At 34.8% G+C, this 25891-nt stretch carries 22 protein-coding genes; 17 read left to right on the top strand and 5 right to left on the bottom strand.

Features of this window, described 5'->3' with window-relative positions; genetic code table 11:
* The first annotated feature begins 130 nt into the window (after positions 1-130).
* Entirely contained in the window at positions 131-3832 is a 3702-nt protein-coding gene (locus tag KF816_13380; GenBank protein MBX3009004.1) for a DUF3683 domain-containing protein, read from the top strand.
* Positions 3833-3893: 61 nt separating this feature from the next.
* Here the strand turns inward: KF816_13380 and KF816_13375 are convergent, their stop codons facing one another.
* The 3 genes from KF816_13375 to KF816_13365 form a co-directional block, all read right to left on the bottom strand.
* A complete protein-coding gene (locus tag KF816_13375) occupies positions 3894-4556 on the bottom strand; it encodes a class II aldolase/adducin family protein (GenBank protein ID MBX3009003.1) in 663 nt (220 codons plus the stop codon).
* Between the two features lie 249 nt (positions 4557-4805).
* Positions 4806-6134 carry a xylose isomerase gene (xylA, locus tag KF816_13370; protein MBX3009002.1) on the bottom strand — a complete coding sequence of 443 codons (1329 nt, stop codon included), beginning with the start codon at positions 6132-6134 and terminating at the stop codon, positions 4806-4808.
* Between the two features lie 30 nt (positions 6135-6164).
* Positions 6165-7646, bottom strand: a complete 1482-nt coding sequence (locus tag KF816_13365) for a carbohydrate kinase (GenBank protein ID MBX3009001.1) — start codon at positions 7644-7646, stop codon at positions 6165-6167.
* Between the two features lie 194 nt (positions 7647-7840).
* Here KF816_13365 and KF816_13360 point away from each other — a divergent pair, with 194 nt between their 5' ends.
* On the top strand, positions 7841-8530 hold the full coding sequence (locus KF816_13360) for an NUDIX hydrolase (protein MBX3009000.1): 690 nt from the start codon (positions 7841-7843) through the stop codon (positions 8528-8530).
* Positions 8531-8629: 99 nt separating this feature from the next.
* Here the strand turns inward: KF816_13360 and KF816_13355 are convergent, their stop codons facing one another.
* Both KF816_13355 and KF816_13350 read right to left on the bottom strand, forming a co-directional pair.
* Positions 8630-9658, bottom strand: coding sequence for a deoxyhypusine synthase (locus KF816_13355; protein MBX3008999.1), 1029 nt, complete (start codon positions 9656-9658; stop codon positions 8630-8632).
* A gap of 85 nt (positions 9659-9743) precedes the next feature.
* Complete coding sequence (locus tag KF816_13350) at positions 9744-10781, bottom strand: NAD-dependent epimerase/dehydratase family protein (GenBank protein ID MBX3008998.1); 1038 nt, start codon at positions 10779-10781, stop codon at positions 9744-9746.
* A 195-nt stretch (positions 10782-10976) separates the two neighbouring features.
* On the opposite strand from KF816_13350, the gene rplM reads away from it, so the two are divergent.
* The 15 genes from rplM (at position 10977) to dnaB (ending at position 25890) form a co-directional block, all read left to right on the top strand.
* Entirely contained in the window at positions 10977-11417 is a 441-nt protein-coding gene (rplM, locus tag KF816_13345) for a 50S ribosomal protein L13 (protein MBX3008997.1), read from the top strand.
* Between the two features lie 11 nt (positions 11418-11428).
* Positions 11429-11815, top strand: a complete 387-nt coding sequence (gene rpsI / locus KF816_13340; protein ID MBX3008996.1) for a 30S ribosomal protein S9 — start codon at positions 11429-11431, stop codon at positions 11813-11815.
* 120 nt (positions 11816-11935) lie between these two features.
* Positions 11936-12853 (top strand): 30S ribosomal protein S2, encoded by a 918-nt coding sequence (rpsB, locus tag KF816_13335; protein MBX3008995.1) that lies wholly within the window; start codon positions 11936-11938, stop codon positions 12851-12853.
* Between the two features lie 48 nt (positions 12854-12901).
* Entirely contained in the window at positions 12902-13771 is an 870-nt protein-coding gene (locus KF816_13330; GenBank protein ID MBX3008994.1) for an elongation factor Ts, read from the top strand.
* A gap of 70 nt (positions 13772-13841) precedes the next feature.
* A complete protein-coding gene (pyrH, locus tag KF816_13325; GenBank protein MBX3008993.1) occupies positions 13842-14573 on the top strand; it encodes a UMP kinase in 732 nt (243 codons plus the stop codon).
* A gap of 6 nt (positions 14574-14579) precedes the next feature.
* A complete protein-coding gene (gene frr, locus KF816_13320) occupies positions 14580-15140 on the top strand; it encodes a ribosome recycling factor (GenBank protein MBX3008992.1) in 561 nt (186 codons plus the stop codon).
* A gap of 134 nt (positions 15141-15274) precedes the next feature.
* Positions 15275-16414 (top strand): hypothetical protein, encoded by a 1140-nt coding sequence (locus KF816_13315; GenBank protein MBX3008991.1) that lies wholly within the window; start codon positions 15275-15277, stop codon positions 16412-16414.
* 160 nt (positions 16415-16574) lie between these two features.
* Complete coding sequence (locus KF816_13310; protein MBX3008990.1) at positions 16575-18827, top strand: NADP-dependent malic enzyme; 2253 nt, start codon at positions 16575-16577, stop codon at positions 18825-18827.
* 103 nt (positions 18828-18930) lie between these two features.
* Positions 18931-19557 carry a L,D-transpeptidase gene (locus KF816_13305; protein MBX3008989.1) on the top strand — a complete coding sequence of 209 codons (627 nt, stop codon included), beginning with the start codon at positions 18931-18933 and terminating at the stop codon, positions 19555-19557.
* A 4-nt stretch (positions 19558-19561) separates the two neighbouring features.
* A complete protein-coding gene (locus KF816_13300) occupies positions 19562-21682 on the top strand; it encodes a BamA/TamA family outer membrane protein (GenBank protein ID MBX3008988.1) in 2121 nt (706 codons plus the stop codon).
* Between the two features lie 93 nt (positions 21683-21775).
* The gene (locus KF816_13295) at positions 21776-22651 is read left to right on the top strand and encodes a YicC family protein (GenBank protein MBX3008987.1); all 876 of its coding nucleotides are present in this window, start codon (positions 21776-21778) and stop codon (positions 22649-22651) included.
* Positions 22652-22656: 5 nt separating this feature from the next.
* Positions 22657-23238: a guanylate kinase gene (gmk, locus tag KF816_13290; protein ID MBX3008986.1), complete on the top strand. Its 582-nt coding sequence runs from the start codon at positions 22657-22659 to the stop codon at positions 23236-23238.
* On the top strand, positions 23228-23530 hold the full coding sequence (gene rpoZ, locus KF816_13285) for a DNA-directed RNA polymerase subunit omega (GenBank protein MBX3008985.1): 303 nt from the start codon (positions 23228-23230) through the stop codon (positions 23528-23530). Before gmk ends, rpoZ begins: the two co-directional genes overlap by 11 nt.
* A 174-nt stretch (positions 23531-23704) precedes the next feature.
* Positions 23705-24427 (top strand): uracil-DNA glycosylase, encoded by a 723-nt coding sequence (locus tag KF816_13280; protein ID MBX3008984.1) that lies wholly within the window; start codon positions 23705-23707, stop codon positions 24425-24427.
* A gap of 5 nt (positions 24428-24432) precedes the next feature.
* Positions 24433-25890, top strand: a complete 1458-nt coding sequence (gene dnaB, locus KF816_13275; protein MBX3008983.1) for a replicative DNA helicase — start codon at positions 24433-24435, stop codon at positions 25888-25890.
* Position 25891: the final 1 nt, after the last annotated feature.

Genomic DNA, 25891 nt, shown 5'->3' with positions numbered 1-25891 from the left:
TACTTTTTAGAATCCAACTAGAAATGATTTTCGGCCAAACTTTTATTGCGCATTTTGGTATTTAATTAGTATTATCACTTAATTTGCATTGCATTTCTTCCTTGGTTTACAATCTTAACGGAGTTTTTTAATGCAGCAAGATGGTTTTAGGTTTAGAGAAATACCTTATAATTATACCTCGCTCTCCGATAAAGAGATTATTCTCAAGTACTTCGATGAACAAACATGGACGGAGATTAATGCATTACGAACTCAAAGAGTAACAGGTAGAAGTGCCAAACTCATCTTCGAAATAATCGGTGATATATTTATTATCGAACGCAATCCCTATTTGTATGAGGATTTTCTAACCAATAAGAACAAGTATTTATATTTAAAAAAAATACACAAGCAACGCTTTGACTCGGTATTATCACATTCAGAAAATAAAGATCTGGTATTTGATCTTATTCGAAAAACAAAATTGCTGAACGATACTTTTTTTAAAAGTTTTGCCAAAACAAGAAATCTCCGCAATCAATTACTAATAAATTTAACAGGTACAACATCTCTAAAAAATATTTGTTTTACACCATTTCATCGGGTTTCACACGCAACCGACGCAACCGACTGGAGAGTTGAATATCCCGTTGCGGTAATTTACCCCGACTCCTCATCAGAGATCCCACGATTGATAAAAAAAATTAAAGAATTGGGGTTAACTATTATTCCGCGTGGAGGTGGTACCGGATTAACTGGCGGATCAGTTCCGGTGCAGAATAATAGCGTGGTGATAAATACCGAAAAGTTAAATCGGATTGGTGAAGTAAATATTATTAGTGAAAATGGAAATTCAATTCCTATCATTAATGTGGAGGCTGGAGTTGTAACTGATGATGTGATTGAATTTTGTGACGCACAAAATTATATATTTGCAACCGATCCAACCTCAGCTTGGGCATCTACAATTGGCGGTAATATTGCAGAAAATGCCGGTGGTAAAAAATGTGTGATGTGGGGAACCGCAATCGACAACATCTATTCTTTTACTCTCGTTGATCCGGAGGGAGCTTTAATCACTGTGAAAAGAATCAATCATCCATATAGAAAAATAAATGAAGATGATACTGTTGAATTCGAAGTGATAAAAAAAAATAAGAAGAAGGAAATATTACGTACAAAAATATTATTAGCGGGTACTGAGATTCGAAAAAGAGGCTTAGGAAAAGATATAACTAATAAGGCCCTAAAAGGACTGCCCGGCTTGCAGAAAGAGGGAGGAGATGGACTAATAATTTCAGCTCAGTTTGTACTTTATAAACCATTTAGTTTTAAAAATACTTTGTGCCTAGAATTTTTTGGTACTAATATGGTCAATGCTTCAAAAGCGATTGTTCATATTAACGATCACTTTAAAAAAGATGAGCTTGTATATCTTACCGCACTAGAACATTTTGATGAAAAATATGTAACCGCTATAAATTATAGAAATAAATCAACACGCTACGAAATTCCAAAAGCTGTATTGTTAATTGATATTGAAAGCAATTCACAGAAGGAGCTTCAATTAGCAAGTTCCACAGTTATTGAACTTGTTAAGCAGTATGAATCAGAGGGTTTTTTGGCAGAAACAACAAAAGACCAGAAAAACTTTTGGAATGATAGAAAACATTTGGGCGCAATCGCTCAGCACACTAACGCATTTAAATTGAATGAGGATGTTGTAATCCCCCTACAGAAACTGCCGGAATTTGCTGATTTTATTGAGCTTCTGAATTATGAAAAAGTGATATTAAACTCGCTGAACGCAATCCAAAAAATTGAAAATTACCTAATTGAGCTTACTGAGCAGTCTACTGTTGAATATCCTCATGACAGATTGGTGTCATATTTGTCTCGCATTCAAAAAATTAAAGTGGATTACAGTTTATTTCACTCAAGATTAACTGCTGAAGAAAATGATAAAGAATCAGAACAGAAAAATTCAATCCTCCGAAAACTTCAAGCTAAAGAAATTGTTATAGATTTTGAGGAGGAAATAAAAAAGCATTATTCAAATACATTCTTCGGTTATGAAAATATACTGTCTGATCTTAATAAAATCTCAAAAGGGGAATTGAGTCGAAAAATTATAATTGCTACTCACATGCACGCCGGAGATGGCAATGTGCATGTAAATATTCCTGTTCACTCAAGTGATTACTTGATGATGCGGGAGGCTGATGAGGCAGCTTCAATAATCATGAAAAAGGCAGTTGAATTGGGGGGTGTCGTTTCAGGTGAACATGGTATTGGATTAACTAAATTGAAATTTATGGAAAGTGATCTGCTTGAAAAGTATAATAATTATAAATCAACAGTCGATCCAAATAATATTTTTAATCCGGGAAAATTGAATGCAAATTTCCCTTATTTCAAAGTTTACACTCCCTCCTTCAACTTGCTTGAACGGGAAGCTATAATTCTTGAATCAACCGACTTGGAAAAATTATCTAATTCAATTGCAAAATGTGTACGATGCGGTAAATGCAAATCGGTTTGTAATACTCATTACACGAATGGTAATATGTTTTACAATCCGAGAAATAAAATATTGGCTGTTGGACTCATTACAGAAGCTGTTCTGTTTTCGGCCCAAACTATGGATATGAAATCATTCAAGCAATTTAAAAAGCTTAGAGAAATTGCTGATAACTGTACAATGTGTCATAAATGCAAAATACCATGTCCAGTAAAGATAGATTTTGGTGATGTATCCTTGCAGATGAGAGAACATTTACAGTATAGAAAGAAAACATCATTAAAACTTTTTACTAATATGGCTTTGTTTTATCTTAGCCGAAAGAAGTATTATACAAACACATTTCTCAGAGTTTTAATATTAAAATTCGGATATGGTATACAGAGAGCTATTTCTTTTGTATATAATCCGATTTCTAAATATACAAGCAGTTTATTGCCACGTTATGTTCAATTAATAAAAAATCCATTTCCTAAAAGTGGATCAAAATCGGTTCGAGAAGTATTTAAGCTAAAAAATGTAAATGCATTCTACTGCTTCCAAAAAAAAGAGAGTGACAGCATCAAAAGTGTATTATATTTTCCAGGGTGCGGGTCTGAGAGAATGTTCTCGGATATTAGTTTTGCCGTAATTGCTTTATTGTATAAATCTGGGATTAGAGTAATTATTCCTAATGAATATTTATGCTGTGGATATCCATTCTCAGCAAATGGGAAAAAGGAAAAAGCTGAAATAAAAAGTTATGAAAATAGGGTGCTCTTTCACAGGATTAGTGATGTTGCGAGTTATATGAATATAGAGGCTGTTATTGTTTCGTGCGGAACATGTTATGAAATGATTGAAAAATATGAGATTGAAAATATTTTTAATGGCGCTGAGTTGATTGATATTAATGAGTACATTTTTCAAAATAACTTATTCAAATCTGAAAGCATTCATAAAAATGAAATCATTTATCATGAACCTTGTCATACTCCTCTAAAAAAATATGGTTACTCAAAAACAATTGAGTATTTGCATAACAGCATACCGGTTGAATCAAAAAATTGCTGCGGGGAGGCTGGTACACTTGCTCTTTCGAGACCTGATATTTCCAGCATCTTACGTGATCGTAAAAACAATAATATAAGTCTACAAAACGTAAAAGGGGGAATAGATATATTAACCACATGCCCAAGTTGTGTTCTCGGTTTGTCAAAACTTGGAAATGGACATAAAGTAATCGGTAAATCCTTAGTTGTTCATAATGCTGAAGCTTTTCTCGGTAAGAATTGGAAAAAGGATTTTATTAAAAGTGCTAAAAAAAATGGTGTAGAGAAAATATTGCTTTAGATTGTTTTTATTATTGAATAGATCATATAAAAAATATTTGTGCACAAATATATTATAGTGATTAGTGATCAATACCAATATTTGACCTAATGCCAAATTTTTCTCTTAGCTTCAACAACTCATTCACCTCTTTCTCGTTTAAGTTGTTTACGTTTCCAAGTTGAAGTGCTAAAAATAAAATTTGGGCGAAATGCTCTACTGTCTCCATTTTGTGATATGCATTTTGAACATTACTCCCAACAGTAACAACGCCATGATTCGCTAATAAAAAAGCGTCATGATTTTTTAAATATGGCAGCAAAGAATCTGAAAAAGGCTCAGTTCCGGGGGTTTCATATTTAATTAAAGGTACTTTCCCTAGAACAATTACCGCTTCTGGCAATAAGAATTTATCTAGAGCCTTCCCTGCAACTGTGAATGCTGTTGAGTATGGCGGGTGAGAGTGGCAAACGCTATTCACATCATCGCGATTTTTATAAATTTTTAGATGCATTAAAAATTCCGAGGAGGGTTTTCTATTGCCTTTGATCAATTTCCCATTGAAATCTATCATAGTTAAATCAGCAGGTTTCATGAAGCCTTTACTAATTCCGGTTGGAGTAATGAGTATCCGGTCATCATCAATTCTTGCGCTTATATTTCCATCATTAGCAGCAACATAACCGCGCTTGTACATTCGAATACCTGCGGCTATTATTTCTTTCTTCAACTCAAAAATTTTCATTTTCTTTACCTAAAATATTTTTCACCTTTCAAAATCGGTTACTAATCATCTATTCCAATTTTATTAGAATAATGCTTATCGCTAAACAAATAATAACTTTTTTCAAAGCCTTATGCAAAAATCAATTGTATTTATTCTCTCACCATTTCATTATAGAAAATTAGGAGTAGAATTGTTTGGATGGTTTTAAAAATAAAAATGCCACATACAATGAAGTATGAGGCATCAAAATAAATGAGTAATTAAATACTATATATAAAGGTTAATAATTTGCTCATAAAGTTCTTGTTTACCGCTAATCTGTTTTGGTTCTCCATACTTTATCGCGATTTCACGAAGATCTTGAAGAGTTAACTCACCTTTTTCATAACGGGCACCATCGCCATTATCAAAGGATGCATATCTGTTACTTCTTAATTTTTTATAATCCGATTCATTCAGAATTTGATCGGCAATTATTAAAGCTCTTGCAAAAACGTCCATTCCAGCTATGTGGGCAATAAACATATCTTCCGGGTCAGTAGAGTTTCTTCTAACTTTGGCATCAAAATTTACCCCACCAAGCCCAAACCCGCCTGCTTCAGCTACAACAAGCATAGTCTCAACCATTTCATATAAATTTATAGGGAATTGATCTGTATCCCATCCATTTTGATAATCGCCACGATTAGCGTCAATGCTACCGAACATGCCTGCATCAACTGCGCATTGAATTTCGTGCTGGAAAGTATGGCCTGCTAATGTTGCATGATTAACTTCAATATTCAACTTAAAATCCTTATCCAAACCGTAATAGCGTAAAAATCCAATAATCGTTTCCACATCAAAATCGTATTGATGTTTTGAAGGTTCCATCGGTTTCGGCTCAATTAAAAATGTGCCGGTGAATCCCTGTTTACGAGCGTAATCACGGGCTAGTGATAAAAACTTACCCATATGTTCCTTTTCGCGCTTCATATTTGTGTTGAGTAAAGACATATAACCTTCTCTGCCTCCCCAGAAAACATAATTAGAACCACCAAGCTCAATTGTTGCATCGAGGGCACGTTTAACTTGCACAGCACCATGAGCAAGTACATTGAAATCGGGATTAGTTGAAGCACCATTCATATAACGGGGATGAGAAAATAAATTTGCGGTTCCCCAGAGTAATTTTACACCGCTAGCTTTTTGTTTCTCCTTTGCATAGTCTACAATTGCCTGCATTCTTTTATCTGTCTCAGCAATTGAATTACCTTCATCAACAATATCATTGTCATGAAAACAGTAAAAAGGAGCACCTAATTTAGTTGTGAACTCAAATGCGGCATCCATCTTTGCTTTACCGCGAGCTATCGCATCAGCGCTTTCATTCCAAGGAAGTACTTTTGTCCCCGGCCCGAATGGATCTCCTCCTGTTGAACAGAAGCTATGCCAGTAGGCAATCGCAAATCTAAAATATTCCTTTAATGATTTACCGGCTACTATTCTATTCTCATCATACCATTTAAATGCAAGGGGATTCTTTGAATCTCTACCTTCATATTTGATTTTACCAATACCTTTAAAATACTCGGTATCTCCAACTAAATAATCCATTTTACTTTTCCTGTGTTTGTTGATATTTTTTTATAAACTTTTGTTCAATTGGTCGAGCCATTTTTTGTACGCGGCTAAAGTTACATTCTTATTTTTCTCTTCAGGATTTACCTCATTCACTTTTTTAAGATTACCAAATGCATCGGTAAATGATTTGTAGTAGCCTGCGCCGTAAGCCGCGCCGCGAGCAGCGCCTTGCGCTCCATCAGTATCGTAAAGCTGAATTGACGCGCCTGTAACATTAGCTAAAGTTTGGCGAAAGACGGGACTCAAGAACATGTTTGCCTGACCAGCGCGAATTACATTTATATTTAATCCCATCTCTCTCATTATTTCAACACCATACATAAATGAGAATACAATTCCTTCCTGAGCGGCTCTGAAAATATGATTTATTGAATGCCTGTTGAAATCCAATCCTAATATTTGACTTCCAATATTTTTATTCTGTAGTACTCTTTCAGCTCCATTGCCAAATGGAATTATTATTACTCCATCGGAACCAATAGGTGCTTCGGCGGCATAACTGTTTATTTCATTATAAGATAATCCGGCGGCAAAATTTTTCCGGAGCCATGAATTTTGAATTCCGGTGCCATTAATACAGAGAAGTACGCCAAGCCTTGTGGATTCGTTAGAATGATTAACATGAGCGAATTGATTGACTCTCGATAAACTATCGTAATTTACTTGATCAATCACTCCATAGACAACACCTGAAGTTCCGGCCGTTGCGGCAACTTCACCCGGATTTAATACATTTAATGAAAATGCGTTATTTGGTTGATCACCCGCCCTATACGATACTATTATGCCTTCTTTCAAACCTAGTTCTTCAGCTGCTGATTTGGATAATCTTCCCTGCTCGGAAAATGAGGGGAGAGGTTTTGCAAGAATTTCAGGGGAGATGCCATATTGATCTAAAATTTTTGATGAAACAGAGTTTGTTTGGAAATCCCAAAATATACCTTCTGATAACCCAGAAAAAGTTGTATAAATCTCATTAGTGAGTTTCATTGCAATATAATCGCCAGGAAGCATGGCTTTATAGATTTTTCCATAAACTTCAGGTTCGTTCTCTTTTACCCATGCAAGTTTAGAGGCTGTAAAATTTCCAGGAGAATTCAATAAATTTTTCAAACAATAATCCGCGCCAATCGAATTAAAAGCTTTATTGCCAATTTCAACAGCCCGGCTATCACACCAAATTATTGATGGTCTCAGTACTTTCTGATTTTTATCTACGATAACAAGTCCATGCATTTGATATGAAATACCAATGGAAACAATGGCAGATGAATCAATTGAATTTTCTTTTAATAATTGCTGAGTAAGAGTTTTAGCATAATTCCACCACAATTCAGGATCCTGCTCTGCCCATCCCACATGTTTTGAAACTATCACCATTTCCTCGGAAGGATAAAAACCTTGCGCAGAAACTTTACCCGTTTCAATTTCTATTATGCTGCATTTTACTGATGAACTTCCGATGTCGTAACCAAGTGAGTACACTTTTAACCTCTTCAATTTTATGAAAATAAACTTAAAAAGATGTTTTGTTTTTTATTTCGGTGTAAAAAATACACTAATTAATTATAATTTTCATCAATAAAAATTCTTTATTGATATATTTTTTTGTTTGACATTAGTTTGCTCTTTTTTAGTTTTATAAATGTAAACTTATTTAATAAAGGAGTACTGTATCTGTGTCTCATGTGCGCAAAGAAATAATAAAAAATGTATCAATTGATTGTGTGATATTCGGATTTGAAAAATCTGTTTTGGAGGTCCTTTTAATTAAGAGAGCAAGGAAGCCGAACAAGGGGACATGGGCGTTGCCTGGCGGTTTTATCAAAAAGAAGGAGTTAGTAGAAGATGCCGCACACAGAATTCTTGAAGCCTCAACAGGAGTTCGAAATATTTATCTGGAAGAAATTGCGGTTTTTGATAGCGTTGATAGGTTCCCGACACATAGAGTTTTTACGATCGGGCATTTCGCCCTTATTAGTCCGGAGCAGTACCAATTAACAACAGGTATAGATTCAACCGAGGTTAGGTGGTTTAAAATGAATGAGTTACCCGAGCTGCCATTTGATCATGAGAATATATTAAAGGTTGCGCTATCAAAGCTCAGATCTCGTGTTAGGTACAAACCCATTGGTTTTGAGCTGCTCCCCGAAAAATTCACACTCCCAAAACTTCAAAATCTTTATGAAACAATTCTTGATAAAAAATTGGACAAAAGAAATTTTCGAAAAAAAATATTAAATATGAATTTATTAAAGAGTTTAAAAGAAAAAGATAAAAACAATAAAAGAAGAGCAGCGTTTTTATATAGATTTGATAAGAGTAATTATAACAGGCTAAAGGAAAAGGGATTCATATTTGAGTTGTGATAATTTTAGATAAATCTTATGTATAAAAAAAGGGATTCATTTTTTATTGAATCCCTTTTTGCTAATTACAGCCAGCTGTTTTCACTTGTTAATTAATGCTTACTTTAAAAAGATTTTTTGCAATTCTTTTTTATTCCTAGATTTCCACGCGCCTTTATGATAAGCATAACCGGCAATTAGGGGCATTGCCAATGTAGCTTCGGAGTAAACCATTTGCTCGTAAGTAGTTTCAACCTTGCCCCAGGAACTAGCTTCTTTTAAAGTAGAAGATGAAAGAGCTCCATCACGAACATCGGCAACAGTAATTTGAACCGCGTATTTATGCATCTGAGCATCTTCTTTTAATATATCAGCGGCAACAACTATATCCTGAGTAAAGTTTTTTGGAACACCACCTCCAATCATGAATATACCGGTTTCATCATTGTGAAGTTTTATTTGAGTCAATTCATAAAAATCTTTTCCAGAATCGAATGAGAGATGTTTCTCTGGGTTTTTATGTTGATGCATAACAATACCGAATCCGGCAGAGCAATCAGAAAATGCGGGGACAAAAATTGGTACATTATTTTTGTATGCTGTATAAATTACACTATCATCAACTTTAGGACCGCCATTATCTTCTAAGTACTTCCCAAAGTGCCATAATAATTCGCGTGAAGAATAAGGGCGCGGTTCGAGAGAGTCGAATATGGCGGCTGTGGTATCATCACATATTCTTAATTCATCTTCGTCGATAAATGTATCATAAATTCTATCAATATGAAGATCTCTCATCATATTATCATCAACATAGGGAGATCCAATGTAATGTTTAAATCCGAGAGCTTCAAAAAAATCTTGATCAACCATAATGGCACCGGTTGAAACTATAGCATCCACCATATTATTAGCAACCAAATCGTGAACAACTCTTTTTAAGCCTGCACTAAATAAACTTCCTGCTAATGTTAATATTACAGCGCACTCTTTATCTTGCAACATCATGTCATAAATTTTAGCGGCTCTATTTAAATCACGAGCGCTAAAAGCCATATGCTCCATCGCATCAACTAACTTAATAACATTGTGTTCCTTTATATCGATATGTTTAATCGTATCTTTTAAGAAATCTTTTTTTGACGACATTTTTACCTCGCTTTTTTTAATTGAATGCGCAAATATAACTACTTGTCAATAATTACCAATCTTGATAAACCGATTTTCGATTGGGTTAAAAGAATATTTTTGCCAGTTTTAATATTCCTTGTTTCCAGGGAGAACGATGGTCAATGCCTTCATTGTCTTTAAAACTTTCTACATTTTCAAGATACCATTTGTAATTTCTGATTAAAGCTTCTTTATTAGAGAATTTTGGTGCAAAGCCAAGTACTTGTTCTGCTTTTTCGATTGAAACAAATGAATCCTTTGCCGCCGTTTCATAAACCCATTGATAAAGTGGAGATAATTTTAAAAATTCCAAAATCTTTAAAGCGAGTATGATAGGCTTTTCGGGTAACGGGATTATTTTTTTTCCGTGTCCCGCAAAATCTAAAACCGTTTGGTAATCACTTTTCATTGTTCCAAATTCTTTTGCTCCAATATTAAAAGTATCATTTACCACATTTTTAGGAAGTTTGATGCATTGAATTATTGAATCGCATAAATCATCAACATCCAATAATTGATAGTGGTTATTGCCACTTCCAATCATAGGAAAATTTTTCGCATCTTTTACCCAATCATAAAAAAGTGCAAAAACACCAAGTCTTTCTGGACCGATGAATGATTTTGGTCTTAAAATGGGGATACATAATCCCTTCTCTCGATATTCTAAACATAGATTTTCTGCTTCAATTTTGGCTTTGCCGTAGGGACCAACCCCAATTAAATTATCTGTTTCATAAATTGGATGATGAACAGGAACTCCATAAACAGCTGTAGATGAAATATGGATGAATCTATTTATTTTATTTTTGTATGCTTGCTGAAGTAGTAATCTTGTCCCTTTAACTTCTGTTGAATAAATGTCTTCTTGAGAATATAAAGGAAGAGCCGCGGCAGTGTGAACCACGATATCAATTCCATTAAAGGATTTTTCAACAACGGAATTATTGCGGATATCTCCATTAATAATCTTTAAATTCCGGGATGAATCGGAATAATTAAAGGGAGCAATATCTAATGATACAACTTCATGATTTTCGGAGAGGAGACGTCGGATTAAATTAATTCCTAGAAATCCGGAGCCCCCGGACACCAAAATCTTCATTTTTGCCCTCAAACTCAGAAATGCACCTCAAAATTAATGATTTGATTAGATTAAAACTATTGAAGACTCATTATTCAACTATATTTATTATTGTTCTAATGGAAAATTTAAAGAGAGTTATCTTGACATTTTAACGGGGCAAGGATATATTTGGAACCTTTATAAATAGAATAAGTGTGTTTTTGGAGGAAAAAAGTGAAGCAAGAAAGAATCACTAAGTTCATTAAACCTGAAGATGCTGGTCAAAAGTGGTATCTGGTTGATGCAAAAGATCAAGTGCTTGGCAGATTAGCGGCTAAAGTTGCTAGTATAATTAGAGGTAAACATAAAGCTTTGTTTACACCCAATATGGACACAGGCGATTTTGTAGTTATTATTAATGCCGAAAAAGTTAAGCTTACCGGTAAAAGAGCAATTCAAAAAACCTATTTTACCCACTCGATGTATCCAGGTGGTGCAAGAACAAGAAGTTTTTCAGAAATTATGGAAAAGAAACCTGAATACGCTCTTCAAACCGCGATTAAAGGAATGCTTCCTAAAACTCGTTTGGGTAAACAATTAATCAAAAAATTAAAAGTATATGCGGGCGAAACTCATCCTCATTCAGCTCAACAACCGCAAGTATTAAGCTTATAATGGAGTAGTTGATGGCAGATAAAATGTATGTTGGTAGAAGAAAAAATGCTGTTGCTCGTGTTTATTTGAGAAATGGTTCCGGCAAAGTTACTGTAAATGATAAAGAAGTAGAACAGTATTTCCCAATTAAAGAACACAGCACTAACGTATTTCTACCTTTTATAGCAACCGAAACGTTAGGCAAATTTGATGTATTTGCAAATGTAGCTGGTGGCGGAATTACCGGTCAATCTGATGCTATAAGATTAGGGATAGCAAGAGCATTGGAAGATATGAATGCCGATTTCCGTTCTCCACTCAAATCTGAAGGTCTCCTTAAAAGAGATCCAAGAATGGTTGAACGTAAGAAATACGGTCAGAAGAAAGCAAGAAAAAGATTCCAGTTCTCTAAGAGATAATTTATTATTTAATATAACCATTCATATTCTCGGATTTGTCTCCTGTGTCCCACATTGGTTAAACCATAAAAAGGGATGAAAGACAAAGTTGAAGAGAATAGAAGCAAAACAGGAGTATATATGCCAAGAGTAGAACTCACAGAACTCATTGAGTCCGGTGCACACTTCGGACACTTAACCCGCCGTTGGAATCCTAAAATGAAACCTTACATTTTTATGGAGAAAAACGGAATTCATATCATAGATCTCAAGAAAACTCAACAAGCTATTGATAATGCGGCTCAAGCAATCAATGAAATTGCTTCGCAGGGCAAAAGAGTTCTTTTTGTAGGTACAAAAAAGCAGGCCAAAGGTGCAATTGCAACCCAAGCACGCAGATCAGAAAGTAACTGGGTTAGCGAAAGATGGTTAGGCGGAATGCTTACAAATTTTTCAACCATTCGCAAAAGTATTAAACGTCTTCAAAATATTGAGAAGATGGAGAGCGATGGCACATTTGAAAAAATTACCAAGAAAGAAAGATTATTATTAACTAGAGAAAAAGATAAACTAAGAAAAGTACTCGATGGTATTGAAACAATGAACAAAATGCCGGGTGCAATTTTTGTGGTTGACATCAAAAAAGAAAGTATAGTTATTAATGAAGCGCTCAGATTAAATATTCCTCTCTTCGCAATTGTTGATACAAATTGTGATCCCGATCCGATTGATTATGTTATTCCATGTAATGATGACGCCTCACGAGCAGTTGATACTATTTGCAGAGTTATGGCCGATAGTATTATTGAAGGAAACGCAAAATCGAAAGAATTGAGAGCTCACGAAGCCGCAGAAAAAGAGAAAGAAAGAAAAATTGAAGATGAAAACTCGGATAAAAGAGAAAATAAAGGTAGAGTTAGAAAAGTAAGATTTGAAGGCAAAGATAATAGAGGTGAAAGAGGAGAGAGAAAAGACAGAAGAGAAAAAACCGAACCTGCTGCTGAAAAACCAGCACCAGAAAAACCGGCTGATTCTCCTGCAGAAACTCCGGCTAGCTAATATCTTAATAGTAATTGAATAATTAGAAATTATAAAAGGTGAAATAAAATGTCGATTAGTGCAAATCAAGTTAAAGAGCTGAGAGAAAAAACCGGCGCGGGAATGATGGATTGTAAAAAAGCACTCGCTGAAGCTGATGGAAATTTTGAGAAGGCTATTGAAATATTGAGAAAGAAAGGTGCTTCGGTTGCAGCTAAACGTGCCGAAAGAACCGCAAGCGAAGGTACTGTAATAACTCGTATTTATAACAATGCAAAATCAGCCGTTATAGTTGAAGTTAATTGTGAAACCGACTTCGTAGCTAAAAGTGATGATTTTGTAAACTTTGCAAATTTTATTACTGATTTAGTAGTTGAACAAAAACCGGCTAATGTTGAAACTCTTATGGGAGCTTCAAAAGATGGTAAATCTGTAGCCGATGAATTAAATGCCTTGATCGGAAAAATTGGTGAGAAAATAGAAGTTTCTCGTTTCTCATTAGAAAATACTGAGAATGGAATTCTTGTAGATTACGTACACCATGGTTCAAAACTTGGCGTATTAATTCAAGGTGATAATGTTCCAACCGCCGCGACTGATGAGTTCCAAGTAATACTTAAAGATATTGCAATGCAGATTGCAGCTATGCGTCCTCTCTCAATTTATAGAGAAGAATTAGATAAATCAGTAATAGATAAAGAAATTGATATCTATAAAGAAATTGCAAGAAAAGAGGGTAAACCGGAAAATATTCTTGAAAAAATTGCATTGGGGAAACTCAATAAATTTTATGAAGAAAATTGCCTTTTTGAGCAAGCGTTTGTTAAAGACAATACAAAAAAAATCAGCACTTTAATTGATGAGTTTAATAAAAAGCATTCGGCAACAGCTAAACTCATTAAATTCAAACGCTTTCATCTTAGCGATGAAAAAAAATAACAGCCAATTAAAGGTCTTATTTTTTAATAAGGCCTTTTTTTTTATATTAAATCGAAATTTTTAGGTAAAAATGAAATATAACAGAATACTACTAAAATTAAGCGGTGAGTCACTTGCTGGTGAAGGTGATTTCGGTATCAACCCTGCAATACTTGATTTTTTTGCAGATGAAATTAAGTTAGTAATTGATCTTGGAGTTCAAGTTGGAGTTGTTATTGGGGGAGGAAATATTTACCGGGGTTTGAATGCCGAATCGCAGGGTATCGATCGTGTCACAGGAGATCAGATGGGCATGCTTGCAACAATGATCAATTCTCTGGCACTTCAGAATGCATGCGAGAGAAAAGGAATTTATACACGGTTAATGACTGCAATAAGCATGGAAGCTATTGCCGAACCATATATCCGCCGAAGAGCAATCCGGCATCTTGAAAAGGGAAGAGTTGTAATATTTGGAGCTGGAACTGGGCATCCTTATTTTAGTACTGATACAGCGGCTTCTTTGAGAGCAGTTGAGATTGAAGCTGACGCGATATTAAAAGGAACTCGAGTAGATGGCGTATATGATTCAGACCCTGAAAAAAATCCCTCCGCACTCAAATTTGATGAAATTTCTTACACCGATGTATTACACAAAAATCTTCGTGTTATGGATCTAACCGCTATTAGTTTATGCAAAGAAAATAATTTGCCTATCATCGTATTTAATATGGACAAACCGGGTAATCTGTTAAAAGTTGTTACCGGAGAAGGGGTAGGCACTTCGGTAAGGAATATAGATTTTATTGAGGTTAACAAATAGGAGATTATAATGGATAACACTATTCTGAAAGATGCAAAAAATAGAATGGACAAAACCATTGATGCGTTTAGAAGTGAAATTGCTAAAGTTCGCACCGGTAAAGCCACAACCACATTACTTGATGGGATAAAAGTAGATTACTATGGTACATTATCACCATTAACTCAAGTAGGAAATGTATCTGTACTTGATGCTCACACAATTTCTGTTACCCCATGGGATAAATCTATGGTTCAGGCTGTGGATAAGGCCATTCTATCTGCCGATTTGGGATTAAACCCAATTAGTGACGGTACAAATCTTAAAATTCCAATTCCACCATTGAATGAGGAACGCAGAAGGGAATTGGTTAAGTTGGTTAAAAAATTTGGTGAAGAAGCTAAAATTGCACTTAGAAATGTTAGAAGAGATGCGAATGATCATTTGAAAAGACAGGAAAAAGAGAAAAAACTTACTGAAGATCAACTAAAAGATGCTGAAAAAGAGACACAAAAGATGACTGACGAACATATCACAAAGGTGGATGAAATTATAAAGCACAAGGAAAAGGAAATTTTGGAAGTTTAGTTTTGATTAATTTTAGTAAAAAAAGCCCTATCATCTGATAGGGCTTTTTATTACATATAAACTTTTTGAAAATAAATTCGATAATGAGGAAGTTGTGCTAATTTTGAAATTGAAAAAATAGGCTTAGAAAATAAATGCAAATAGCGAAGGTAAAAACTGTTAAGGCCCCAAACGTTCTTATTCCAATTACCTCTGATGAAAAACCGGAAATTTCTAAGGAACTTCAGGAGAAGTGGCAAAAGGTTCTAGATTTAGCCGCAAAAATTATTGGCGTTCCTTCGGGATTAATAACAAAATTTCATCCTACTGAATTAGAAGTATTTCTCACGAGTAAAACTGAGAATAATCCTCTACCACAAAATTTGAAGTTAGAGCTAGGATTAGGCTGGTACTGTGAAAATGTTACCGGAACAAGAGAAAAAACAATTGTACCGAACGCTCTTGCGATGGAAGATTGGAAAGAAAATCCAAGTGTACCGTTCAACCTTCTATCTTATATGGGAATTCCAATTTTATGGCCTGATGGAGAGGTGTTTGGTACTTTTTGCATGCTCGATCTGAAGGAGCATAATTATCCTGAAATTTATCAGGAATTGTTGGAGTCGCTCAGAGAAGTAATTCAAAACGATCTCAAATCATTAATAGATTACCAAAGGATTGAAAATGATTTGGCCCATAAGGAAATTTTGCTCAAAGAAATACATCACCGTGTAAAAAACCACTTTAATTTATTAATTAATACTCTTCATCTGCATTCATTTTTAGAACCGAATAATGTTGATACCGATAAACTAATACAGAATTTGCAATCAAGAATTTCTGCCATTGCACTAATTCATGATAAGTTATATAAATCCTTAAGTATTGAAAATATTCTGATCGGAGACTATCTCTCTGAATTAGCTAAACACATTGTATCAACTCTTTCTTTAAAAAAAGTTGAGATTATTTGTGAGACAGCCCCTATTGAAATTAAGTCGGATGTCTCAGTCCCACTCGGCATCATAATTAGTGAATTGGTTACAAACTCTATTAAATATGCATTTAAAGATGAACCCGCCCCTAAAATCAAACTCGTAATTAGAAAGAGTGCAGATAAAAATATTTTTATTTCATACATGGATAATGGAATAGGCTTTTCAAAGGGTATGAACCCCTTAGAATCGAGTTCGCTTGGAATGACACTTATTAATCACTCCGCCCAGCAATTGAAAGGGGAATTCTCAATTAAAGGGGAAGGTGGTTTTACTTTTGAGCTTAATTTTAAGAGTTAGATATTACCTCCGTTATTTAAATCCCACAAATAGAGACGTAGATTTCTTCTTTTAAAAATTGACAACACTTAATTTTTTTCTATTAAGTAGAGTCTTAACTCCATATTTTAAATTACTCGAAATTCTGTGGTCTACTATCATTCAAAAAAAGGAATATTTTATGAGCCACACAAAAGAAGAAGCATTAAAATATCACAGTTCGGGAAGGAAGGGAAAAATTGAGGTAATCCCTACAAAACCCTGTTTTACTGCGAGAGAGTTATCATTGGCATATACTCCTGGAGTAGCGGAACCATGCCGGGAAATTGAAAAAAATGATGACGATGTTTACAAGTACACCGCGAAAGGAAATTTAGTAGCGGTAGTTTCTAATGGAACTGCTGTACTTGGACTTGGCGATATTGGTCCCCACGCTGGCAAACCAGTGATGGAAGGTAAAGGAGTTCTATTCAAAAGATTTGCTGATATTGATGTTTTCGACATCGAGCTTAATAGTAAAGATAGTGGAGAAATTATTAGAGCGGTGCAACTTCTCCAGCCAACATTTGGAGGTATCAATCTCGAAGATATTAAAGCTCCAGAGTGTTTTGAAATTGAGGAAGAACTTATTAAAACAATGGATATTCCGGTATTTCATGATGACCAGCATGGAACAGCAATTATCTCCTGCGCAGCTTTAATAAATGCTGTAGAGATAGCGGGGAAAAAATTGAGTGATGTAAGAATTGTAGTATCCGGCGCCGGTGCTTCTGCGGTTGCCTGCTGTAAAATGTACATTGCCGCTGGTGCTAAAGTAGAAAATATTTCGATGTTCGATACAAAAGGGCATATAAATCAATCAAGAAAAGACTTAAATAAATACAAAAGTATTTTTGCTCAAAAAGTGGAGTATAAGGATTTAACTCACGCAATGACGATGGCTGATGTATTTGTAGGTCTTTCAAAGGGGAATGTTGTTTCAAAAGATATGCTCAAAGTAATGGCAAAAAATCCAATTGTTTTCGCTATGGCAAATCCAGATCCTGAAATTAGTTACGAAGATGGGATTGATGCTCGTAAAGATATAATAATGGCAACAGGAAGAAGCGATTATCCTAATCAAGTTAATAATGTTCTCGGATTCCCATTTATATTTAGAGGGGCATTGGATGTTCGCGCAAAAAAAATAAATGAGGAAATGAAAATGGCAGCCACAAGAGCATTAGCTCAACTGGCTCGCGAAAAAGTACCTGAAGTTGTGCTTCACGCCTATGGTGGAAAAGAATTTTCATTTGGTCCTGATTATATAATACCAAAACCATTCGATCCCCGAGTTTTGTGGTATGTAGCTCCGGCAGTTGCCCGTGCGGCTATGGAAACCGGTGTTGCTCGTCTCCCGATAAGTGATTGGAATGCATATAAAGAGGAATTACAGGAGCGCCTCGGATTCTCCTCTGAGATAGTTAGAGTAATGGTTCACAAAGCTCAAAAGAATCCTAAAAAGGTTGTATATCCTGAAGGTGAAGAGGAAAAAATTATTAGAGCTGCCGCCACGGTTTTTGATGAAAACATTGCAAAACCAATACTCGTTGGCAATGAAGCCAAAATTAAAGCAAAAATAATTGAGTTGGATTACGATCCCGAAAAATTTGAAATAAGAGATCCTTTAAGTTCGGATAAACTTGATTTTTATGGCGACGAGTTCTTTAAACTTAGACAGAGAAAAGGCATCACCTTAAAAGATGCAAAAAAAATTATTTGCGAGCCAAACTACTTTGCTTCTATGATGCTGAAACTTGGCGATGCAGATGCTATGGTTGGCGGATTAACTTATCATTATCCACAAACAATAAAGCCAGCTCTGCAATGCATTGGAGTTAAAGAGGGTTTAAAGATAGTGTCCGGAATGTACATCGTAATTATTAAACGCAAAATTTACTTTTTCGCCGATACAACAGTTAATGTAGATCCAAACGATGAACAATTGGCCGAAATTGCTATTAGTGCTGCCGATGCAGTAAAAGAATTCGACATCCTACCCAAAATAGCAATGCTTTCTTTCTCTAATTTTGGAAGCGCTCCTCATCCAAACTCTAATAAAGTTGCAAGAGCGGTTAAAATAGTTAAACAAAAAAGACCCGAATTAATTATAGATGGAGAAATGCAGGCCGATACGGCTGTGGTACCAGAGAGAATTGAAAAAGAATTTCCATTTTCCAATTTGAAAGGTGGCGCAAATGTGCTCGTCTTTCCAAATCTTGAAGCTGGAAATATTGCATACAAATTAATGCAGCGATTAACAGACGCTACAGTAATTGGTCCAATCTTAATTGGAATGAATAAGCCGGTACATGTTTTACAACGTGGCGATACAGTTCGTGATATTATTAATATGACCGCATTTGCCGTTGTTGAGGCAAAAACTATTAAGTAAAATATTCATTAACTCATTGCTAATGAAAGCGTCTAAAATGGCGCTTTCTTTATTTTTAAGAGTAATTTATATTTCATATAAGAATCATGTAATTAGGTTATAAGTGATTAAAGATATTATTTACATAACCTCAAGCATTCTCGTCTTCTTTTCAGGTTTGATAATGTATGGTACTATTCTAAATCTTCGTGATGAACCACTTTCTGAAATTATGACCCGAAAGGGAATAGTGGAAATCACAAATCCCAAAATTTTAATTAATAAAAACAACTTCCGTCTTGAATTATATTCTGATAAGATATTTCTTAAATCATACCGGGCTTCATTCGGAAAAAATTCTGAGAGATTTAAATTATCAGGTAATGATAATGTAACTCCGAGCGGCGAGTATAGGATATGCAAGATTGATTCAACTCATAAATTTTATAAATTTTTTCAACTCGATTATCCCAATAGCAAGGACGCTTATGAATCTTATAGAAGAGGGTATATTAATAAAGACGAATTAGATGCAATTCTCATTTCGAAAAAAAATAAAGAATGCTCTCCCCCCGAAACAAGACTTGGTGCACAAGTCGGTATCCATGGAATTGGAGAGTATAATTTAATTTTCAAAAATCTCCCTTTTACATTTAATTGGACTAATGGCTCAATTGCACTTAGCAATGAAGGTATAGATGAGTTATATTCGGTACTAAAAATTGGAACTCCTGTAATTATATCTTACTAGACTGATGAAAAAAACACCATTATTAGTTATCATATTTTGCTTATTGAGTATATCAATTTATTCTCAAAATAGATTAGAGATTGATAAGATAGAGTTTATTGGCAATACGGCAATTCCGGCTGAAGAGCTTGAAAAAGTAATTCTCTCAAAAGAATCTCCCAATTGGTTCCTCCAGTTATTAAATAAAGTATATGATATTGGGAGTAAACCAATTTACTACGATTCAAATTTAGTCCGAAACGATCTTGGAGCAATTAAATCTTTATTCGCCGGAAGTGGTTACTTTAAATCAAAATTTTGGTTCAAGGATTCTGTTAGTGAGGATAAAGAATCGGTAATTCTTCGGTATTTCATTGATGAGCGGGATCCCGCAATTATTGATTCTTTTGTTGTTACAGGGCTTGAGAAGATTGACCCAGAATATTATGATATGTTGATGGAATACTCGAGAATAGAACCTAATACAGTATATAAAGACAATATTGTTGAAGAGAAAAAAAATTATATCCTTTCATTCCTGCGCGACCACGGATTCATGTTTGTAAAAGTGGATAGGCCACAAATTACTATTGATACTGTAAAGAATAGTGCAAACATTCTACTTAATTTTGAACCGGGAAGAAGATACAAGATTAGCAACATTGTAGCCAACAGATCCGGTAAAGGTGCTGACTTAGTTGATGATGACCTGCTAATTAAAATTGTGGGCATTAAACCAGAATCCTGGTACAGTTACTATGATATCCAGCGTGGACAAGTCCGTTTATATCGAACCAATTTATTCACATCTGCAATAATTAATAGTGTGATATCCGATACTGTTGGAAACAGAGTACCCCTTAGTATTAGTGCAGATGTAGGACTTCTTTATGAAATAGCTCCCGAAATTATTATTAACAATGAGGACAATACATTTAATTTGGGTCTTGGTTTGAATTTTATAAGAAAAAACTTTTTAGGGAATGCACGTAAGTTTACTGCTGGAGCTTCTTCAGCGGCACAAAATGTATCCGAGTTTATAAAAAATCCATCTTTCGCCGATTCTACCTTTTACGGATATGCAGATACCAGAATATCGTTTGAACAGCCATTCTTGTTTGGACAATTAATAAATACAAAATTTGAAAGTTATTACACACTTCAGAAAAGAAAGAATGAATATAACTCAACCTTGTATGGCGTAAAACTATCGCTAGATTTTGAACTTCCTCAGAAAACATTTTTGAAATCTGTAACATCATATTTTAATGTTGAAAGAAACGAATATCTCTTTAAAAAAGAATTTTTAATTAATCTTGCCAAACAGTTTATTAGATACAATACCGATATTGACGAAAGTTTAATTGATACTACTGCTAGCCTGGTTGTAGAATCAAGTTTTGGTGGACAACTTATATCTCAGAGCACTAACGCAACTCTGGGCACCACGATGGGTACTAACTATACTGATAATTTATTTTTCCCCACAAGAGGTTATACACTTTCACTGATTCTTGAAGATTATAATTCAATCCCTTATTTATTTTCACAAATATCAGGTTCTAATTTTCAGAGACCGTTAAGTTTTAAGGCTGTATTTACGGGTACATATTATTTACCCGTCTATAGTTCACCTAATAACGCATTTGGTACAAAACTTAAAATAGGACAAATTTTTACCTATCGTGGAAATAAAGCAGATGTATCCCTCAATCAAAGATTATATGCGGGGGGAAGTAACTCAATCAGAGGTTGGGCCACGAGAGAATTAGTACCAACCGATGCTGAATACAGTCTTTCGAATCCAAGTTTAGAAGAACTTGAAGCGTTACTAATAAATGGTGCCACCACAGGAGGGTTTTTTATACTTGAGGGCTCAATTGAAACCCGTAACCGCTTATTTGGAAATGTAAGTTCGGCACTCTTCGTTGATTATGGTAATACTTGGAATAGCTCGAAGAGTTTGAGATTTGATGAAATTGCAATTGCAGCCGGGTTTGGGTTTAGATATTACACAGAATATATGCCATTTCGCATCGATTTCGGTTTCAAAATTTATGATCCGAACAATCGAAAGGCGTTCTATAAAAAGCAGTTTTGGAGCGAGCTACTACAGTTTCATATAGGAATTGGGGAAGCATTCTAATCAATAGATAATACCTCAAATTTGAACCATCAATTTACTTTGCTGGGTGCTCATTTTTAGCTAAATTTGTGCCCACTTTATTCGGGAATTTACATGATTTTAAGTATGACCGGTTATGGGAATGGTACTTCGGTCAAAAATGATATTGAGATTGAAGTCGAAATTAAAAGTGTAAACAGCAGGTATCTCGATCTTTCACTTCGACTTCCCAAATTTTTACTTAACCGTGAATTTGAGATTCGCGAATTAATAAAAAAAGGTGTAAGAAGAGGAAAGGTTTTTTTATCGGTTTCGATTAAAAAAGGAAATATTGAAGAAAAATTTAATGAAATTGATCCAACTGCAGTTAAATACGCCCTTAACCTCTTAACGGAAATTAAAAAAGCCGCGAAGATTAAGGATAAAATTTCTCTTCAAGATATTATGCTATTCCAAAATATGATTTATAAAGATGAAGAGACTCAAGCTACAGAAGAATTTGAGCTTGTTGCCGATGCAATTGAGAAAGCTATTGTTCAATTAAACCAAATGAGAGAGGCTGAGGGTACAGAATTAGAAAAAGATCTTAGAAAAAGAATTGCTCTCATCCAAGATTCATTGATTGGTATTGAAAATAGAAGTGAGCAGAGCATTAAAGATCATTTTGAAAAATTAAAAGATCGCGCAAAACAAATTCATAACGATTGGGCAGATAATGAGCCAAGATTGAATATGGAATTGGCATTACTAGCCGAGAGATCAGACGTTACCGAAGAATGTGTACGATTACGAAGTCATATTAAAATGTTTCTTGAATCCCTTGAAAAATCTGATGATGCCGGAAGAAGATTAAATTTTATAACTCAAGAGATGAACAGAGAAGCAAATACAATTAATAGTAAAACGGTATCTTCCGAAATTTCACATCATGGAATTTTTATAAAGGAAGAACTTGAAAAAATTAGAGAACAGATTCAAAATATTGAGTAACTGTGATTAATAATAACGCTAAATTATTTGTCTTTTCTGCTCCGAGCGGTACTGGTAAAACTACTATTATTCAAGATGTTCTTTCGAATAATCCGGAGTTTGTTTTTTCAATATCTGTTACCACAAGAAAACAAAGAAAGGGTGAAATAGATGGAGTGCACTACTACTTTGTTGACGAAGCTCAGTTCCTAAAAAATATTGAAGAAGATAAATTTATTGAATGGGAAAAGTTTTACGATTATTATTACGGTACTTTAAAAGAAACTATAAATCTAAATCTTAAGGCTGGTAGAACAATTGTATTTGAAGTTGATGTTAAAGGTGCTCTTAAAATTAAAAAGCAATATCCTTCTGCAGTTCTAATTTTTATTGCACCACCAAGTATGGAAATTCTTAAAGAAAGATTGGTAAAGAGAAATACAGAAACCGAAGAGGATTTGAGAAAACGAATTGAAAGATCGGAATTAGAAATGAGTTTTAAGGATAATTTTGATTATGTTGTAACCAATCTTGAACTTGAAATCGCAAAAGAAGAAGTGAAGAAAATAATAGAAAATGAAACCATGGAGGTAAAAAATGGCAATTAAACCGATTAATCTTTCTACTATAAAGAAGAGCATTCCTAATCTTTATGAAAGTGTGATTGTTGCCGCAAAAAGAGCTCGCAAATTAAATGATGACCAAAAACTCGAGTTTAGTCAGTTGTTGGGCACAATGAATGCCGGGCATGAAGATGATTTTGAGGATAGAGAAAACCCGGAACAATTCAAACTATCTCTCGAATTTGAGAAACGGGAAAAACCACACATTAGAGCTTTGCAAGAATTAGTTAAGCACGATATTGAATACAGATACAAAAACGAAAAAGAAATTAAATAGTATTCGCTGAAAATCGGATAATTAGTGAATCAGTAATTCGGAATTGAAAATAGTTACAAATGCTTTTTATGAGCGGAGTATTTTATAAAACTCCGCTTTTTTTTGTTTTACTAAGTAATTATTAAGATAATTTTTTAACTTCTCTAGTAAATCTTCAAAAATTGGATTTTAACATTGCTTGCTGATATAAAAAAGGGCATTATTGAATCGTTGAAAGATCAGCGCGATATTTTTGGTGATGACCTTTATGAAAAATTTAATTCCATTCCAATTTCAGAATTAAATATGAGCAATACTCATGAACCATCACAAAAAGAAGACAAAATGGAATCGTTTCAGAACGCAAGTAATTTAGAAGATCTAAATCAACTCATTTGTAATTGCCTTAAATGTGATTTAGGAAAAACAAGAACTAAATTTGTTTTTGGTGTTGGTAATCCAAATGCCAATGCGATGTTGATCGGCGAAGCCCCGGGCGCGGATGAGGATAAACAGGGGGAACCCTTTGTTGGGAGAGCCGGAAAATTGTTGAACGATATTCTAAAGGCAATTAATCTATCAAGAGAAGAAGTTTATATCGCTAATATTTTAAAATGCCGCCCACCAGGAAACCGTGATCCACTTCCTTCTGAAATGGAAACTTGCATCCCTTATCTCCAAAAACAAGTTGATCTGATTAAACCAAATGTAATTTTATGCTTGGGGAGAATTGCGGCTAATGGGCTGTTGAATAAAAAATTACCCCTTTCAGGATTGCGCGAAACAACCCACGAGTTTGCTGGAATTCCTGTTATTGTAACTTACCATCCCGCCGCATTACTTCGAAATCCCAATTGGAAAAGAGGATGCTGGGAGGATGTTCAAAAATTTAAAAAATTATTAGATGAATTAAGCTGATTGTTATGGCAAAAAAATCAAAAGAATCATTCGATATTGAAAAATTAAAATCCTCTTCCAAACTTCCTCCATCAGCTGTAGAAGTAGAAACGGCTGTGTTGGGGGCCATGCTTCTTGATGAAAACTCAATTCCTAAAGCTGTTGAAGTACTTACTGCCGACGCGTTTTATGATCCTCGAAATAAAATAATTTTTGAAGCTATTGTATCATTATATGAATCGAATGAACCGATTGACACTGTCTCGGTTTATGAAGAATTAAAAAAAGCCGGTAAGGTAGAGGATGTTGGCGGAGCCGCATTTATAAGTAAACTTACACAAGATGTTTCCTCTGCGGCAAATATTGATTACCACGCGAGAGTTGTTCTCGAAAAATATATTCTCCGGCAATTAATTTCTTCTTCTCTGGAGATAGCGGATCTAGCTTATAAAGGTCACGATGATGTGTTTGATTTACTCGATTCAGCGGAATCAAAAATTTTCCAAATCTCTGAAGCAGGAATTAAAGAATCATTCAAGTCGATGGATAAAGCGGTAAATGAAGCATGGGAGTTAATTGAGGCAATCCACGCAAAAAAGATATCAACTTTTTCGGTACCCTCCGGTTTTTTTGAGCTTGATGAATTATTAGGAGGATTCCAGAAATCCGATTTAATAATAGTTGCGGCTCGTCCCTCAATGGGTAAAACTGCATTCGCGATGTCCGCTATCAGAAATTCGGCTATCGATCATAACATTCCAATTGGTGTTTTCAGCCTCGAAATGGCAACTATTCAACTTGTAACAAGATTAATATCTGCCGAGGCTCGAATTAACGCACACAACCTTAGAACCGGAAAGTTTAGGGCAGAAGAAGGCGCAAAGGTAAGTAGGACTGTATATAAACTTAAAAAAGCTCCAATATACATTGATGATTCCCCTTCTATTACAATATTGGAATTACGAGCCAAAGCAAGACGGTTAAAAAATGAAAAAAATGTTGGAATGATTGTGGTGGATTATCTTCAATTAATTCATCCTTCAAATAATATGGAAAGCAGAGAGAGGGAAATATCAACAATTTCGAGATCTCTGAAAGCCCTTGCGAAAGAACTTAATATTCCTGTAATAGCATTATCACAGTTAAACCGTGCGGTTGAAACAAGAACTGATAAAAAACCGATGCTTTCTGATTTACGTGAATCCGGATCAATCGAGCAAGATGCCGATGTTGTTTTATTTCTTTATCGTCCTGAAGTTTATGGCATCACTCAATATACCGGTGGAGATATGAGCGGTCAATCGACCGAAGGAATTGCAGAGATTATTGTTGGTAAACAGCGTAACGGTCCGATTGGCGAAGTAAAGTTAAGATTTATAAAGGAGTACGCGCGTTTCGAAAATCTTGATAGGTTCCGAACAGAATTACCCGGTGGCGAAGAGGTTGCGCAAATTACCGCCGGCGGTGAAGAATACCCAATTTAAG

It is taken from the genome of Melioribacteraceae bacterium (genome assembly GCA_019638015.1).
GTDB lineage: Bacteria > Bacteroidota > Ignavibacteria > Ignavibacteriales > Melioribacteraceae > JAHBUP01.
Note: the sequence above shows the minus strand (reverse complement) of the source record. Positions and strands in the feature narration are given on the sequence as shown.